We start from the raw sequence: 16,030 nt of genomic DNA, 5'->3' as shown, positions 1-16,030 counted from the left end.
GGCCAACCGCCCGCCATTCTAGCCAGCCGGCGCGGCGCTGACAACGAACTCTTCCGCAAAATAGCGGTCCAATCGTGTGCAGTGCTCGCCCGCAGTACCCTCCCTGTTTGTCTTGTAAAATCGGCCAAAGACCAGCCGGGCCCGCGTTGGGCTGCCGATGTGTTTCCCCGAGGAGCCAGCATGCCCGACCTGTTGCCGATCCTGACCAGCCTCGCGTGGCCCATCGCGATCGCCATCGCGTGGATCGCCGGGGAATTCGGGCAGCGCTGGACGGGCTTGCCGCGCATCAGTTTTTACGGCCTGGCCGGCTTCGCGCTGGGCAGCCCGCAGCTCGGCATCCTGCCGCTGCCCGACATCGGCGCGGTATCGATGCTGGCCGATGTCGCCTTCGGCCTGATCCTGTTCGAGCTCGGCTACCGCATCAACCTGCGCTGGCTGCACGCGAATCCCTGGATCGGCATCAGCGGCCTGGTTGAGTCGCTGGCCACCTTCATCGCCGTCTACCTGATCGCCGCCGCCTTCGGCACGCCGCAACTGACCGCGCTGATGCTGGCCTCGCTGTCGATGGCGACCTCCCCCGCCACCGTGGTGCGCGTGATCAACGAGCAGCGCAGTTCGGGCCAGGTGACGGAACGGGTGCTGCACCTGACCGCGCAAAACTGCGTGCTGGCCGTGTTCGCGTTCAATGTCGTCGTCGGTTTCTGGCTCTTCCGTACCTTCGAAGACCTGGGCGACGCCATCTGGAACAGTTTGGTGTTGCTGGCCGTGTCGATCCTCACCGGCGCCGTGTTCGGCCTTGCGGTGCCGGCGCTGCTGCGCGCAATTGGCAACCCGAGACAGGATGCGACCGTCGCCTTTGCGCTGGCCGTGATTTTGCTCGTCGCCCTGTCGTATGCGGGCGGGTTGTCGCCGGTGGTCTCCACGCTGGCCTTCGGGCTGGCCGCACGCCATCGGCGCGTCGCCTACAGCCAGGCCCAGCGCGGCTTCGGGGCGCTGGGAGAATTGCTGACCGTATTGCTGTTCGTGTTCGCCGCCTCGACGCTCGACTGGCAGAAGGTCGCCGCCGGCAGCCTGCTCGCGGTGGTGATCGTGCTGGCGCGCCTGCTCACCAAGACCGTCGGCGTGATGGCCTTTGCCCATTTGTCGGGCATATCCTGGCGCAAGGGGATGCTGGCGGGCGTGGCCCTCGCCCCGCTGTCGGTGTTCGTGATCATGCTGCTGGAACACGCGCGCCTGGCGGGCGTGCATGTGGTCGAGGAACTGCGTTCGGTGGCGGCGGTGACGATGCTGCTGGAAGTGTTCGGCCCGATCATCATCCAGCGCGCCCTCATCTGGGCACGCGAGGTGCCGACGCCCCAGCCGGAGGCCCGGCATGCCGCTTGAACCGTTTACCCAGTCGACGCCGCTGACCTTCGGTGTCGAACTCGAATTGCAGCTGGTCAGCCTGTCCGACTTCGACCTGACGGCAGCCAGCCCCGACCTGCTGCACCTGCTGGCCCGCAAACCCTTTCCGGGCAACGTGACGCCGGAAATCACCGAGAGCATGATCGAGATTAATTCGAGCGTGCAGTCAAACTATCCTGCGATGCTGGCGCAATTGCAGGAGATCCGCGACACCCTGGTCGCGGCCGGCGACATCCTGAATATCGGGATTGCCGGCGGCGGCACCCATCCTTTCCAGCACTGGTCGGAGCAGAAGATTTTCCCGAAGGCCCGCTTCGAGCATTTATCGTCGCTGTACGGCTACCTGGCCAAGCAATTCACCGTGTTTGGCCAGCACGTGCACATCGGTTGCGGCAATGGCGACGACGCCATGTTCCTGCTGCATTCGTTGAACCGCTACATCCCGCACTTCATTGCCCTGTCGAGTTCGTCTCCCTTCGTGCAGGGTCACGACAGCCATTTCGGTTCGGCGCGCCTGAATTCCGTGTTCGCCTTTCCGATGAGCGGGCGCGCGCCCTTCATGCTGGAATGGAGCGAGTTCGAGTTCGCCTATTACGCGAAGATGGAGCGTACCGGCATCATCAAGAGCATGAAGGATTTTTACTGGGACATGCGGCCCAAGCCCGAGTACGGCACGATCGAGCTGCGCGTGTGCGATACACCGCTGACCGTTGAGCGGGCGGCGGCGCTGGCGGCGTATTTGCAGGCGCTGTGCAGCTATCTGCTGGAGCGGCACGAGGCACCGCCGGTCGAGGACGATTACCTCGTCTATAACTACAACCGCTTCCAGGCCTGCCGCTTCGGGCTGGAGGGGGCGATCACACATCCGAAGACCTACCAGACGATGTCGCTGCGCGAGGATATCCTGGCGACGCTGGCGAAGATGGCGCCGTATGCGGAGAAGCTCGGGAGCATCGAGGGCTTGCACCACCTGGCGGCCGCGGCTGTGCATGGCAACGATGCGTTGCTGCTGCGCCAGCAGTATGAGCAGCAAGGGAGCGTCGAGGGGATGGTGCATGCGGCGATCAACTGGTTTCGCGGGGAGAGAAGGTTTCGGCGGAGGTAGCTTTCCGTGTTTTCGATTGATCGACCGTGCGATACGCGTGGGCATGCCCACCCTACGTTACGCAACGGCCGCGTAATAACACCTGGGACCGCCGTGCACCGTAGGGTGGGCATGCCCACGCGTTTTCACCATGCGAGCAGCGGCGACGATGCAAGCTTACGCAACGACCGAACCACCACCTACAAGCGCGTCTCCCTTGCCGCCCGTAAAAATTCATCCAGCACCGGCGTGCAATCGAGCAAATCCGTCCCGCCCGCCCGGTGAAACTCCGGATGCCACTGCAGCCCCATCACGAAATCGGCCTTCTCGTAGCGGATCGCCTCGACGATCCCGTCCGGATACGACATCGCCTCGATCCGGATATCGCGCCCGGGTTCCTTGACGGCCTGGTGGTGGATCGAATTGACGATCGGACGCCCCGCATTCGGAAACATGCGCCCGAGCGACGAGCCCGGCGGGAATTCGATCGCGTGGCGGCGCGCGTCGTAGTCGGTGTGCACGTGCGCCAGCGCAGCGGGTACATTCGTCGCCACGTCCTGGTACAGGGTCCCGCCGAAAGCCACATTGATCAGCTGGCAGCCGCGGCAGACGCCCAGCACCGGTTTGCCGGCTTCGACGAATTCATGCAACAGTTCGAGTTCATACAAATCGCGCGCACGGTCGCCGCTCCATTCGGGGCGCGTGGGCGACTCGGAATAGGTCTGCGGAGACACATCCGCCCCGCCCTGCAGCACCAGGCCATCGAGGTGGCGCGCGTAATGGCGCAGGGTGATGTTGCTGGGATGGAGCAGGCCGTTGGTGTTGACCGTCGGAATCATGAACACCAGTACGTCGCGCGACATCACCCACTGGGCGATCGACTCTTCCAGGTACTGCAAATTCTTGCTGCGCAGGCCGGTGGCACCCGGTTCGGGATGGAAGATGCGCGCCGAGACGCCGATGCGCAGGGTACGGCGCATGAAGTCGCGGCTGAAGCGGTCGCGCAGCGCGCGCCAGCGCGCGCGCAGGACGCGGCCGGCCAGCGCGAACGGCGTGTCGTCCGGACGCTGGTAGCGCGGCGCGCCGTTCGCCGCGCGGCGGTCGGGAACGCGCTGCGGAGGGTCAAGCCGGTTGTCCAGCGGCGCGCCGGACGGCTCGTCGCGTGGCTTTGCTTGTTCGTCTGCCATGGGCCCAATATAGCCCTGCCATTGCCGCGCACGATTCGGAGTTGTAACAAAGTCACATGGCTGAACCGGGCAACCCGGGAAGTGAGGTCAACCTCTGCAACATCGCCACCAGGCTGCGGTCCCCCACCGGCTTGTCGAGCAGCCCACGCACGCCTGCTCCGTGCGCGAGCGTGCTGTCATAACTGAAGGTTTTACCGACCAGCAGCACCACGGCCGTGCGCCCCGCCCCTCCCTGGGCCTTGATCGCGCGGCTCAAACCGTAAGGATCGATGCCGGGAGCGGCGGTGTTGATCATCGCCACCGAGACCGGCGTCTCGTCGCACAGGCGCACCGCCATCGACGCGCTGTCGGTCCAGGCAATCGACAGCCGGCCATTGCCCACCAGGCCGGCCAGATGGTCGCGGAAGGCGCCGCCCTTGTCGACGATCAGCACTTTGCCGTCGCGCGGCGGGCGGCGTCCGTCCGCGCAGCCGGCGTCCGGCCCGAGACGCGGACGGCGACGCCGTTCGGCCAGCAGCGGCTCGCCGCGGGCGCTCAGCAGCGCCAGCGCGCGCCGCCGTTCGGCCAGCAATTTCCCCATGCAGGCGTACACTTGCTCGGCTTCGACGGGATGGGGCAGGTGGTCCACACCGGCGTGGCCCTGGCCACCGATCACCAGCGCGGGCGGCGCGCAGCGCATGCCCTCGAACCAGGCCAGCGCCCCGGCGTTGGTGCCGTCGACAAGGACGATGTCGGGTTCCTGCAGGCTGTCCTCATGCAGGCATGCGTACAACGGTCCCGAGCGCGGCGCTCCGGCGAGCAGCGTGACCAGGTGCGCGGCGACGTCTGGGGCAAATCCGAGCAGGCGTACGGCGGTCGGTGTTTTTTGGGCATGCATGATGATCCATTCCTTGCGTGCTTCGTGGACGGCCCCGACCCTGTTGCGCCGCAGACTGCGGTAAGATGGCAAGTCTTGCGATAATTACTGTATGCATGTACAGTATCTATCTCAATCAACGCCTTCCGCTCATCGGTTTCTCGGGGCCGCCTGGCGTAGCAAGCTTGCGTACCAATCTAGTCACGTTTCAAAACGTTGACAAGAACAATCCGTTACGCCCTTCCTGCTTTTTCCTTCCGACAAGATAGCGCTGGCAAGTAGAATACGCAGGCTTTCGAAAAACACTGATCAGTATGGCAACCAAAAAACCCGCACCCGATTACAGCGAATCATCCATCCGCGTCCTCAAGGGACTCGAGCCCGTGAAGCAGCGTCCGGGCATGTACACCCGGACCGAAAACCCGCTGCACATCATCCAGGAAGTCATCGACAACGCCTCGGACGAGGCACTGGGCGGCTACTGCAACAACATCGGCGTGACGCTGAATGTCGACGGTTCCGTCACCGTCGAGGACGACGGCCGCGGCATCCCGGTCGGCATCCACCCGGAAGAAGGCGTGTCCACGGTCGAAATCGTGTTCACGCGCCTGCACGCCGGCGGCAAGTTCGACAAGGGTTCGGGCGGCGCCTACGCCTTCTCCGGCGGCCTGCACGGCGTCGGCGTCTCGGTCACCAATGCGCTCTCGAAGCGCCTGGAAATCACCGTCTGGCGCAAGACGGACGATGGCAATGGCGTCCACAACCTGGTCTTCGCCGACGGCGACGTGATCGAACCCCTCACCTCCGCGCCCTTCGAGCGCGGCGGCAAGAAGAACGGCACCCGCGTCACCGCCTGGCCGGACGGCAAATATTTCGATTCGCCGAACATCCCGATGACCGACCTCGTGCGCCTCCTGCGCTCGAAGGCCGTGTTGCTGCCGGGCGTCACCGTCACGCTGACCAACGCCAAAACCGGCGACGTCCAGACCTGGCGCTACGACGAAGGCCTGCGTGGCTACCTCACCGAAGCGATGGCGCAGAGCTCGAGCGGCCAGACCGTGATCCCGCTGTTCGAAGGCGAAGGATTTGCCGCCGCCGGCGACGAAAGTTTTGCCGAAGGCGAAGGCGCGGCCTGGGTCGTGGCCTGGAACGAGGAAGGCGGTCTGGTGCGCGAATCCTACGTCAACCTGATCCCGACGCCCTCCGGCGGCTCGCACGAGTCCGGCCTGCGCGACGGTTTATTTGGCGCCGTGAAAGGTTTTGTTGAACTGCACGGCCTGCTGCCGAAAGGCGTCAAGTTGTTGCCGGAAGACGTGTTCGCACGCGTCTCCTTCGTGTTGTCGGCAAAAGTGCTGGACCCGCAATTCCAGGGCCAGACCAAGGAACGCCTGAACTCGCGCGACGCCGTGAAACTGGTGTCGACGTTCACGAAACCGCCGCTGGAGTTGTGGCTGAACCAGCACGTCGAATACGGCAAGAAACTGGCCGACCTCGTCATCAAGCAGGCGCAGTCGCGCATGCGTTCGCTGCAAAAAGTCGAGAAGAAGAAATCCTCGGGCGTGGCCGTGTTGCCCGGCAAGCTGACCGATTGCGAATCGACCGACCTGACGCGCAACGAACTGTTCCTGGTCGAGGGCGATTCGGCCGGCGGTTCCGCAAAAATGGGCCGCGACAAGGAATACCAGGCGATCCTGCCGCTGCGCGGCAAGGTGTTGAATACCTGGGAAACCGACCGCGACCGCCTGTTCGCGAACAACGAGATCCACGACATTTCGGTGGCGATCGGTGTCGATCCGCACTCGCAGGGCGATTCGCCCGATTTGTCGGGTCTGCGCTACGGCAAGATCTGCATCCTGTCCGATGCGGACGTGGACGGCTCGCACATCCAGGTGCTGCTGCTGACGCTGTTCTTCAAGCACTTCCCTGCCCTGTTCCACCACGGCCACATCTGCGTGGCGCGTCCGCCGCTGTATCGTGTCGACGTCCCGCCGCGCGGCAAGAAGCCGCTGCAGAAGCTGTACGCCCTGGATGACGGCGAACTGCTGGCGATCGAGGACAAGCTGAAAAAGGATGGCCTCAAGGAAGGCAGCTGGAACATCTCGCGCTTCAAGGGTCTCGGCGAGATGAACGCCGAGCAGTTGTGGGAAACGACCATGAACCCGGACACCCGACGCCTGCTGCCGGTGGCCCTGGGCGGCTTCGACCACGGCGAATCGAGCGCGCGTTTCAACATGTTGATGGGCAAAGGCGAAGCCGCCGCCCGCCGCGCGTGGATCGAGGAACACGGGAACGAGACGGAAGCGGATATTTGATGTGCCCGGGCTCCGCGAGAATTTGCGGAGTTCATACGCACGTAAAACGCGTGGAGTCGGGACTCCACCCTACGATTATCTCTGTACGTAGGGTGGAGTCCTGACTCCACGCGGTACAGCGCCAAAAGAATCGAAAACTGAATATGACTACCCAAGCAAACCTCTTCGAACAAGCCGCCGCGCCGGCCGACGACCTCGAAACGCTGACCCTGTCGACCTTCGCCGAGCGTGCGTATCTCGACTACGCGGTCTCGGTCGTGAAAGGCCGCGCCCTGCCCGACGTCGCCGACGGCCAGAAGCCCGTGCAGCGCCGCATCCTGTACGCGATGAACGAACTCGGCCTCGGCCCGACGGCGAAACCGCGTAAATCCGCGGCCGTGGTCGGCGACGTGCTCGGTAAACTCCACCCGCATGGCGACCAGTCGGTCTACGACGCCCTCGTCCGCATGGCCCAGGACTTTTCGCTGCGCTACCCGCTGATCGACGGCCAGGGCAACTTCGGCTCGCGCGACGGCGACGGCGCCGCGGCGATGCGCTACACGGAAGCACGCCTGACCCCGATCGCGCGCCTGTTGATGGACGAAATCGACATGGGCACGGTCGACTTCCAGCCGAACTACGACGGTTCGACCAACGAGCCGCGCACGCTGCCGGCGCGCCTGCCGATGGTGCTGCTGAATGGCGCTTCCGGCATTGCGGTGGGCATGGCGACGGAGATCCCGTCGCACAACCTGCGCGAAGTGGCCGACGCCGCGGTCGCCATGATCCGCAACCCGAAAATCTCGAACGCGGAACTGATTACGCTGATGCCGGGCCCGGACTTCCCGGGCGGTGGCCAGATCATCACCCCGGCCTCGCAGATCGCCGACATGTACGCCAGCGGCCGCGGCTCGCTGAAGGTGCGCGCGCGCTGGAAGATCGAAGAACTGGCGCGCGGCCAGTGGCAGGCGGTGGTCACCGAACTGCCGCCGGGCACCTCGGCCGCCCGGGTCCAGCAGGAGATCGAAGAGATCACCAACCCGAAGGTCAAGCTGGGCAAGAAAACGCTGACGCCCGAACAGATCGCCCTCAAGCAGACCATCCTGAACTCGCTCGACACGATGCGCGACGAGTCCGGCCGCGAGGCGGCGGTGCGCCTGGTGTTCGAGCCGAAATCGAAGAACCAGGACCAGAACGAATTCATGCTGCTGCTGCTGGCGCATACCTCGCTCGAATCCTCGACGCCGATGAACCTGGTGATGATCGGCGGCGACGGCCGTCCGCGCCAGAAGGGCCTGAACGAGATCCTGCAGGAATGGATCGATTATCGATTCACGACCGTCAGGCGCCGTACCGAGCACAAGCTGGGCAAGGTCAACGACCGCATCCACATCCTGGAAGGCCGCGAGATCGTCCTGCTGAACATCGACAAGGTGATCGCCATCATCCGCAATGCGGACGAGCCGAAGGCGGCGCTGATGGACGAGTTCCGGCTGTCGGACCGCCAGGCCGAGGACATCCTCGAGATCCGCCTGCGCCAGCTGGCGCGCCTGGAGGCGATCAAGATCGAGCAGGAGCTGGCCCAGCTGCGTGGCGAGAAGGAAAAGCTGGAAGACATCCTGGCCAATCCATCGACCATGAAGCGCACGATCATCCGCGAGATCGAAGCGGACGCCAAGCAGTTCGGCGACCCACGGCGTACCCTGATCGAAGAAGCGCAGAAGGCCGTTGCGGAGCAGAAGATCATCGACGAACCGGTCACCGTGATCATCTCGGAGAAAGGCTGGGTGCGCGCGCGCACCGGCATCGGCCACGATCCGGCCCAGTTCACCTTTAAAGCGGGCGACTCGCTGTATGGCGCTTTCGAGTGCCGCACGGTCGACTCGCTGGTCGGCATCGGCGACAACGGCAAGACCTATTCGGTACCGGTCGCCGCCCTGCCCGGAGCGCGCGGCGATGGCGTGCCGATCACGACCCTGGTCGATTTGTCGGGCGGCGTGCGCATCCTGCATTACTTTGCCGGGACCGCCGACACGCGATTGCTGCTCTCGACCTCGAACGGCTTCGGCTTCATCTCGAAAGCGGGCGACATGGTCAGCCGCCTGAAGGGCGGCAAGTCCTTCATCACGCTCGACGATGGCGCCGTACCGCTGCCGCCGCGCGTGGTGCCTGATTCCGCCGGCGCGATCGCCTGCCTGTCCGGCAACGGCCGCGTGCTGGTGTTCGGCATCGACGAAATGAAAGTGCTGACCAATGGCGGACGCGGCGTGACGCTGATGGAGCTCGATCCGAAAGAGCAGCTGCTGGCTGCGCAACCGATCAGCCAGAAGGGCGTGAACGTGATCGGCACCTGGGCCGGCTCGAAGCCGCGCACGGTGGAGCTGTTCGCCTCAAGCCTGGAGCCCCACTTCGGCAAGCGGGCGAGGAAGGGCAAGCCGCTGTCGCAGAAGTTGAAGGCGACGGACTTGGCGATGCGTTCGACCGGCGAGTGATTGTCCCTCGAAACGCGTGGGCATGCCCACCCTACGGTGCACACGCGCCGCGTGATGAAATCCGCAGCGGCGGTGTCGCGTAGGGTGGGCATGCCCACGCGTACGTGCCGATGCACACCCGCCCGCACGAAAACGACCACGAAAAAAAATGCCGGCTCGCGCCGGCATTTTTCATTCACAACCAATTCAATTACTTCTTGGCCGCTGCCTTGTGCACGTCGGCCATCGCCTCGGCACGCACCTGCTCGGTCTTGGCCGATGCCTGTGCCTTGTCGGCGGCGGCGTCGACCTGCACCTTCAATGCCTTCTCATCGGCCTTGATCATCGTCTTCTCGGCCTTCAAATTCGCTTCCGAGACATTCTCTTCGGCCTTGGCGACTGCCTTGGCGCGGTCTTCCGAATCGGCCTTGCTGATCTTCTCGGCGGCCTTCGCGTGCGCCTTCACGGCCTTGGCGTGCGCCTTGGCTTTCTTTTCCTGCGCATCGGCGACGGCCTTGGAGGCTTTCTTGTCGGCCTTGGCGACGACCTTCATTTCCTTCTCTTCGGCCTTGGCGACGTCTTTCTCGGCATTGGCCTCGGCCTTCACGACGGCCTTGGTGTCGGCCGTGGTAGCGGTGGCCGTCACCGGCGTGGTGGTGGTCGTGGTGGTCGTGGTGGCGGTCTGCGCATAGGCGCTGGTGGCGACGAGACCGGCGATCAGGGTGGCGAGCAGTTTGTTCATGGTGTGTCCTTTCGGTGCTATGGTGGGTTGCGGGTTCTCTCCCGCTTCTTTAACTTTTTATCAACTACGAATCCAGAATATGCCCACCTCATAGCCGGGTCTGTTCGCCACCGCACCAAATACTGCTGAGCAGCCTCAAGCCCATTGTCAGCGCGGCGCGGCCCCCGCATACAGGTCGATGATGTCCGTGATGCCGTCCTGGCACACCGGGCAGAAGGCCTCGCTGCGGTCGAACATGATGCACTGCATCGCCGGCCTGTAATACCCCTTCGCCTCGTAGTTGGCGCCCTCGAACGCGCCGATGTCATGCCGGTGCGGCTGCTTCGCAAACAGGGCTGTCGTGCGCGCCAGATCCTCCTTGAACAGCGCGTTCATCTCGCTCTCCGGCCGGTTTTCGGCGCGCAGCGCGGCGCGCCGCTTCTGGTAGGCGCGCGAGTATTCTTCGTACTCGGCCTTCGGCCATGGCGTCGGCAGCGGCGTGCCCGCCTTCACATGCTTCGCCCATTTCAGTTTCGCCGGGTCGCGCAATGCCGTCGCATTCGGCTCCCACGGTTCCATCCGCGTGCTGCTGGCCGCATACGCCACCGGCGAGGTGTAGTACTCGTCGGCCAGGCCCGCGAAATGGTGGCCGAACTCGTGCACGAAGAGGTAATCGGCCCACGCGTTGCTGGCCGCCGCCGTGCTGAACTGCCCGAAGATGCCGCCACCGCCATAGGTCTCGTTGTTCACCAGGATCTCGATGAATTCGTAGGGCGCGTACTGGGCGATCTCGCGCAGGGCGCGGTTGTCCAGCGTCAGCACATAACGTTCGCTGCCGAAGATATCGTAGCGCGCGCCCAGTTTCGAGGCGTGGTGCACGCCGGTCGAAGGACGCGAGACGCCCGATTCGAGGGTTGGCACGGCCAGCGCCCAGACATTGAAATCGTTGGCGCGCTCCTTGAACGGAGACACCGTGAACAGGTGCGCGGCCAGGCGGCGCGCGTCCGCCTCGAACTTCTTCATGTCGGCCGCCGTGTAGCCGTCGCCCAGCACCAGCAAGTCGACTTTCTGCGGTGACGGGCCGCTGACGCGAATCGGGATTGGCGCGGCCGGTGCAGCCGGCTGCTTCCTGATCACGTCCGGCGCATCGGTATCGATCTCGACGCTCCAGGCGACCGAGAACTGGTTGCGCTCGTCGCGCTTGAGGATGCGCACGCGCACCGGGCGATCGGGCTTCGGAAAGCGCACCGATTCGCTGAAGCCGCGGCTGATTTTATTCGCCTCTTCCGTCGTGCGCCATTCGCCGAAGATCGTTGAAAAGTCGCGCGAATACAGCAGGTCTCCCGTCTTCGCATCCGCCACCTCGACCCGGTTCTGGCCCCGGTTCGTGTTGTCCAGGTTTCTCGTCGTGTCGCCGGGCCAGGGCAGCGGCTCGATCAGCACCTGTTCCAGCGCGTAGCTGTCGGATAAAGCGTTGCCGCTGTGGGTGTAGTCGACGCGGATGGTGGCGGGTTGCTGGGCAAAGGCGGCACTCGTTGCGAGCGTCAGGACGGCGGCAAGAAGGCGGAGCATGCAGTTTTCCTGTTGAAGTGGAATAGGCATGCATTGTAATCCTGCACCAAACCCGTACGAGCTTGGTGTCTCCTCGCTAAGTGCACGTCATGTGCGGGTCGGCGGGGAGCAATGTTGCGCCGCAGCTCGTCTTGTGGCCCTCGTAGGCCACTGCCACGCCGCCGATCGTATGGCGAGCTTGCCCTTGCACGATCGTTCCCGGTCCATGTTTCGGGCATATCGTTTTATCGCCGACACAGGCGACGGCGATGCCACGCACCGTGAAGTGGGTCGCGGCAACGCTGACGACTTTTCCGCCATGGCTGGTGGCGTCGTTCAGACGGATAATTTTCGGCATGGTGCCTCCACGCTTATTGGTAATTGCCGAGATCAACCGCTGGTATGCCGCGGTGCGCGAATACGTCTCCCCCCATCGGATGCTTTTGCGTCTTGCGTTGTTCCTCCGAGGGTGGGCTGATGAGGACGATGGAGGCTTCGTCGGGACTGCGCAGATTGACCGCCGCGCTGACGCCGCCGTCGCGGTAGCTGCCCATGACACCGATCCCCATCTGCACGAACAGGGTCGCCGCGCCGGTATTGCCGAGACGCTTGTCGGTGTCGATGAACTGGCTCGACTTGCCGCTGTCGATTTCGGGGCCTCCCGCCGCCGTGTAGGCATCCAGTGTGCCGTGCAGGGCGATCAAGTGCTCGGTGTTGCCGCCGGTGGCGGCAATGACGCGGACTGGAGCGCTGTGGCGCTGGGCTTCCGGCAAGGTGTCGAGTGCGGCCTGCCAGCCCGCCTGCAGCAGTTTTTGGCGCTCGTCGCGCCGCGTGATGCGCTTGCCCTGTTTGTCGGTGAAGCGGACAAAGGTCGGACGGTGGATATGGCCGAGTGTGGGCAAGCGGTCGAAAGTGGCGAGCTGCTCGCGGTTCCAGGGGATCGGGAACCAGGGAGTGGGTTTCCATTCCGATGGTGGATGATGGGCAAAGGGATTGGCCTTGCCCAGCAAACCTGTAACGCCAGTGCCACGTACGTCGGGGCGCTGGGCGAAGGCGGCGGTGGCTTCGAGCCATTCGCTGACGAGGGGTTGGCGTGAGCCGTCTCCGTGGATCTCCTGACGTGTCATGTCGGCGCCGACCTGCGTGGGCGTTTGCAGAGCTTGCTTGCGCTGCCAATTGGGTACTGCCGTCATCAGATTCCCGTACATCCAACGAAATTCCTTTTGCACGAATTCGTTGTCGGGGTCATCCCACACGAAAGGCCGCACTGGGTCGACCCGCTCGCGTCGTGCGAGCACCAGGAGTGCGGACGCGTCTGGCATTTCAGTGATGTAGTAGCCGTCTTTCAGTAATTGGGGGGTGCCGGGAAGACGGTTCGAATGACGCGTTCCCATGCTATCTTCCGAGTTCAAAACAACATATGGGACATCAGGATTCGCATCGAAAAAGGCAAACACATCCTCGATGATACGGTCTGGTTGCTCTTCAAACCTGCGAGGACCGACGACAAAAAGGTGCCACGCCATGCCTGACGCCACTGCGCCTCCGGCAAGCCCAGACAAAGGCATTTCGGGTTTATCGCTCCATTCTGGGTCAAGGTTAGGCGGTTCGGCGTTGAAGACCGGTACCCCAAAGTACATTGGAGTAAATTGCGCGCCGTTCTCTAGCGAATCGCCACCGCGCCCTCCACCGGTACCGATCTTGTCGAGCGCAGTCCAATCGTATTTTTTGGGGTCCTGTTCGCGGATAGTCGTATGAGGATTACCGGCTTGTAGTGCCTCCCACAGCTTCCCTTGACGATATTTGTCCAGCGTGACGCCCAGTCCGATTACCTCAAGTACATACTCACGTTTCTGCTGACCGCTCAAGGTTCCCGGCTGAACCTGAAGCGCGCCCCTCTGTTGCGCCTTCTGTTCGCTCTTCGAGGCTTTTACCCATTGTGTGCCGAACAACATTGCAACAAGGATTACCGGCCCTATCACCCACCACAAAATTCGATTGCTCATCGTCTGCTCCTGAATGGTTAGGCTTTCTGGTTCGATGACAGTCATCACGAACACTGTCCATACCGGGACCAGAATGACAAGTACAAGAAACGCATTTATTAAATATTTCTTTGGGCCTGGTGACTTCTTCGCAATCACGTTGCTCATCGTGAACCCTTCTTTGCGCTGTCTGAATTAATCGGTACCGCTGGAGAAGCGGTTATCCTGTCCCCTGCCACCGTCTCGCATACGACCGGACTCGGCAACCCTGTATGCAATGGTGGTACGGATTCCGGTATTTTGCCGTCGCTGTAGTACGTTGCATTACCTTCAATTAACTCCTTACGCTCAGGCTTCTCAACGCTCCAGTAGATACCGAATTCGTCGGTAAAATTCTTCCATTGAAGGATAGATGGTCGTTTCAAATTTGCCTTCATCTGCAACCGCCAATCCGCCACCGCACACAAATACGCATAAAACTTCGGATCGCTCGACGCCAGCCCTCCACCAATAGCGAGGTCGTACGCGGTCACATTGCGATGATTCCCGGCGCTGCCGAAAATGGAACCGTGGAAGGATTTCGGGCTGACCTCGTGCTGCCAGCGCTTGCGTGCTTCGTTCGGACTTTCCTGGATGTGCGCCATGACCTTGCCGTTGGAAAGCCGGGTAGCCCCCAATACCTTCCGGCGGCCGTCCGGACCATGCTGGTCGAGTTTGTGGTCCGCGTTGTAGCGGGCCTCGATCTGCCTGCAATCGGCCTGCGGTAACACCTCGAACTCTTCCGGATAACGTGTTTTTCCGGTCGGATCTGGACATTCCTCGTACATGGTGTTGAGCCCGTTACCGCTGGTAATGGCAATTGCGGCGTCGATCGGGTCAACCTCTTCACAAGGGCCCTGGTCCTTCGCTGCCAGCTTCGCTTGCCTCGAATCTTTCGGGATGCTCTTTGGATCGACCTGGCCGGCTCCGCGCAAATCCGCCGGCACCGGCGAGCGCAAGGCTTCGCCGTTAATCGTGCGAATTCCATCGCGCTTCGTCGCGTCGGATTTCATGAAATCCAGCATGCCCGGCTTGGGTGGCCAGGCGACCTCTTCGTGACTTGCACGCAAAGTTCGGTTGGCATCCGCGACGTGCGCATGATCGTCCTCGCCCTCGATCCGTAATGCAAAATCATGCGGCGCCTGTCCGACCAGCACCGGCCCGACGCCTTTCTTCGCCAGGTCATAGCGCTGCTTGCTGGTGAATACCCGCTGGTAAAAATGAGGTCCCAATTCCACCAGGGGCTTGCGGTCCTGGCGTTCGGTCTTGAACTGCGTGGGCGCACTGTCCCAAACACTACGCTTCTTTCCGGGATCGTTTTTCGAAAGCCCTGTCCCGCTCATGAAATCCGGCACACCTTGCCACCCGATTCCCTTCATATTGTCCAGCGCCACTGTCATGTCTTCCGGGCAGAAATACAGGTAGACCTTGCCCCGATTGTCGCGGTCGCTACCGGCACTCCATTTCGCCCCTACCATCCCGTGGTGCTTTCCGTGGTCGGTCAGCGCCGTGAATGCCGGCGCCGCGTGTTTTTTTGCGGCGACGCCCTGCACGATATTGACCAGCGTGCGCAGTCGCGCGTCGAAGGTCTGGCGTGAGGCCAGTACGCTGTAGTGCCCGTCCATTGCGGCATCGGTACCGCTCTTGAAACGTTCCGAGACGCCAACCAGGAAACCCGCCTCCTCTTCCAGGCTGTATGGCGGATGGGTGAGGACCAGCGTATCGGCCGGCTGCTTGCCCTCGTGGAGCAGGAAGGCCTGGGCCAGCAGGCTGATCAAGCAGCTCTGGCTGTGCGCGACGATATTCACGGCTTCGTTGGCGTCATAATCGCGAATCATCGCGACCAGGGCAGCCAGCCGCTTTGCGGCCAGCACCATGTACATGCGCCCCGGTGCGCTGAGCACCGGGCGAACCGGGTCGCCTCCTACGTCCATGGGCGAACAAATCCCCCGGTTCCACATATCCGGCAAGGTGCTGGTTGCGTTGGCGAATGGGCCGCCGCCCTTCGACAAATCCTTGTCCAGGCGGTTACCGAACCGGTCGGTGCGCTGCCCGTTTTTCGTGCCGGCCTGATTGAAAACCTCGCGGTATCCCCAATAGAACGGAATGACAGGGCTATGCGTGGCGCTCTCGATCTTGCGCTTGAAGTAGACCGCATCCGGGTCCGCCTCCAGCACCTCCTTGTCTTGCGCGGAAGGCATCCGGTAGCTGCCGGGCACGAAGCGTCCGGGCTTGCCGTGCAGGCGCAGGTCGAGGCCGCCACACAAGCCTTCCTCGACCGCGCCAAAACTGGTGCCGACATCGTTCACACCGTGGATGACGATGACGTTGCAGGGCAAGTCCGGTTTGATATCGACCTTCTTGTCGGTTTTACGGTCGCACTGCAGCACGCTGGCGTCCTGCCCAATGCAATACGGTTCTCGCGGATACAGCATGCAGAT

11 protein-coding genes are annotated in these 16,030 nt (G+C 62.9%); 4 read left to right on the top strand and 7 right to left on the bottom strand.

Going from position 1 to position 16,030, the window contains the following annotated elements:
* Positions 1-180 precede the first annotated feature (180 nt).
* Together AC1MEM_RS06780 and AC1MEM_RS06775 are read left to right on the top strand one after the other, a co-directional pair.
* A complete protein-coding gene (locus AC1MEM_RS06780) occupies positions 181-1,383 on the top strand; it encodes a cation:proton antiporter (protein WP_499476187.1) in 1,203 nt (400 codons plus the stop codon).
* Positions 1,373-2,509: a YbdK family carboxylate-amine ligase gene (locus tag AC1MEM_RS06775; protein ID WP_499476185.1), complete on the top strand. Its 1,137-nt coding sequence runs from the start codon at positions 1,373-1,375 to the stop codon at positions 2,507-2,509. Before AC1MEM_RS06780 ends, AC1MEM_RS06775 begins: the two co-directional genes overlap by 11 nt.
* 179 nt (positions 2,510-2,688) lie before the next feature.
* On the opposite strand, the gene AC1MEM_RS06770 is transcribed toward AC1MEM_RS06775, so the two are convergent.
* On the bottom strand, positions 2,689-3,675 hold the full coding sequence (locus tag AC1MEM_RS06770; protein ID WP_499476184.1) for a gamma-glutamyl-gamma-aminobutyrate hydrolase family protein: 987 nt from the start codon (positions 3,673-3,675) through the stop codon (positions 2,689-2,691).
* 52 nt (positions 3,676-3,727) lie between these two features.
* On the bottom strand, positions 3,728-4,552 hold the full coding sequence (locus AC1MEM_RS06765; protein ID WP_499476182.1) for a response regulator: 825 nt from the start codon (positions 4,550-4,552) through the stop codon (positions 3,728-3,730).
* Between the two features lie 293 nt (positions 4,553-4,845).
* Between AC1MEM_RS06765 and AC1MEM_RS06760 the strand changes: the two genes are divergently transcribed.
* Both AC1MEM_RS06760 and parC read left to right on the top strand, forming a co-directional pair.
* Complete coding sequence (locus AC1MEM_RS06760; protein ID WP_499476180.1) at positions 4,846-6,843, top strand: DNA topoisomerase IV subunit B; 1,998 nt, start codon at positions 4,846-4,848, stop codon at positions 6,841-6,843.
* A 143-nt stretch (positions 6,844-6,986) separates the two neighbouring features.
* Positions 6,987-9,314 (top strand): DNA topoisomerase IV subunit A, encoded by a 2,328-nt coding sequence (parC, locus tag AC1MEM_RS06755; protein ID WP_499476179.1) that lies wholly within the window; start codon positions 6,987-6,989, stop codon positions 9,312-9,314.
* 190 nt (positions 9,315-9,504) lie between these two features.
* Here the strand turns inward: parC and AC1MEM_RS06750 are convergent, their stop codons facing one another.
* From AC1MEM_RS06750 to AC1MEM_RS06730, 5 genes are all read right to left on the bottom strand, one after another.
* Positions 9,505-10,035 (bottom strand): hypothetical protein, encoded by a 531-nt coding sequence (locus tag AC1MEM_RS06750; RefSeq protein ID WP_499476178.1) that lies wholly within the window; start codon positions 10,033-10,035, stop codon positions 9,505-9,507.
* 147 nt (positions 10,036-10,182) lie between these two features.
* Positions 10,183-11,586: an IgA Peptidase M64 gene (locus AC1MEM_RS06745; protein WP_499476176.1), complete on the bottom strand. Its 1,404-nt coding sequence runs from the start codon at positions 11,584-11,586 to the stop codon at positions 10,183-10,185.
* A gap of 76 nt (positions 11,587-11,662) precedes the next feature.
* A complete protein-coding gene (locus tag AC1MEM_RS06740; RefSeq protein ID WP_499476175.1) occupies positions 11,663-11,923 on the bottom strand; it encodes a PAAR domain-containing protein in 261 nt (86 codons plus the stop codon).
* Positions 11,924-11,936: 13 nt separating this feature from the next.
* Positions 11,937-13,718 (bottom strand): type VI lipase adapter Tla3 domain-containing protein, encoded by a 1,782-nt coding sequence (locus tag AC1MEM_RS06735; RefSeq protein WP_499476173.1) that lies wholly within the window; start codon positions 13,716-13,718, stop codon positions 11,937-11,939.
* On the bottom strand, positions 13,715-16,024 hold the full coding sequence (locus AC1MEM_RS06730) for a T6SS effector phospholipase Tle3 domain-containing protein (protein WP_499476171.1): 2,310 nt from the start codon (positions 16,022-16,024) through the stop codon (positions 13,715-13,717). The genes AC1MEM_RS06735 and AC1MEM_RS06730 overlap by 4 nt, the downstream gene beginning before the upstream one ends.
* Positions 16,025-16,030 lie beyond the last annotated feature (6 nt).

The organism is Telluria sp. AIW5, from assembly GCF_056680575.1.
This window is presented reverse-complemented; position numbering and strand designations above follow the sequence as displayed.

Coding starts and splice junctions, on each gene's coding strand:
- AC1MEM_RS06780 (WP_499476187.1), top strand. CDS start 181: ATGCCCGACCTGTTGCCGATCCTGACCAGCCTCGCGTGGCCCATCGCG.
- AC1MEM_RS06765 (WP_499476182.1), bottom strand. CDS start 4,552: ATGCATGCCCAAAAAACACCGACCGCCGTACGCCTGCTCGGATTTGCC.
- AC1MEM_RS06740 (WP_499476175.1), bottom strand. CDS start 11,923: ATGCCGAAAATTATCCGTCTGAACGACGCCACCAGCCATGGCGGAAAA.
- parC (WP_499476179.1), top strand. CDS start 6,987: ATGACTACCCAAGCAAACCTCTTCGAACAAGCCGCCGCGCCGGCCGAC.
- AC1MEM_RS06730 (WP_499476171.1), bottom strand. CDS start 16,024: ATGCTGTATCCGCGAGAACCGTATTGCATTGGGCAGGACGCCAGCGTG.
- AC1MEM_RS06745 (WP_499476176.1), bottom strand. CDS start 11,586: ATGCTCCGCCTTCTTGCCGCCGTCCTGACGCTCGCAACGAGTGCCGCC.
- AC1MEM_RS06760 (WP_499476180.1), top strand. CDS start 4,846: ATGGCAACCAAAAAACCCGCACCCGATTACAGCGAATCATCCATCCGC.
- AC1MEM_RS06770 (WP_499476184.1), bottom strand. CDS start 3,675: ATGGCAGACGAACAAGCAAAGCCACGCGACGAGCCGTCCGGCGCGCCG.
- AC1MEM_RS06735 (WP_499476173.1), bottom strand. CDS start 13,718: ATGAGCAACGTGATTGCGAAGAAGTCACCAGGCCCAAAGAAATATTTA.
- AC1MEM_RS06775 (WP_499476185.1), top strand. CDS start 1,373: ATGCCGCTTGAACCGTTTACCCAGTCGACGCCGCTGACCTTCGGTGTC.
- AC1MEM_RS06750 (WP_499476178.1), bottom strand. CDS start 10,035: ATGAACAAACTGCTCGCCACCCTGATCGCCGGTCTCGTCGCCACCAGC.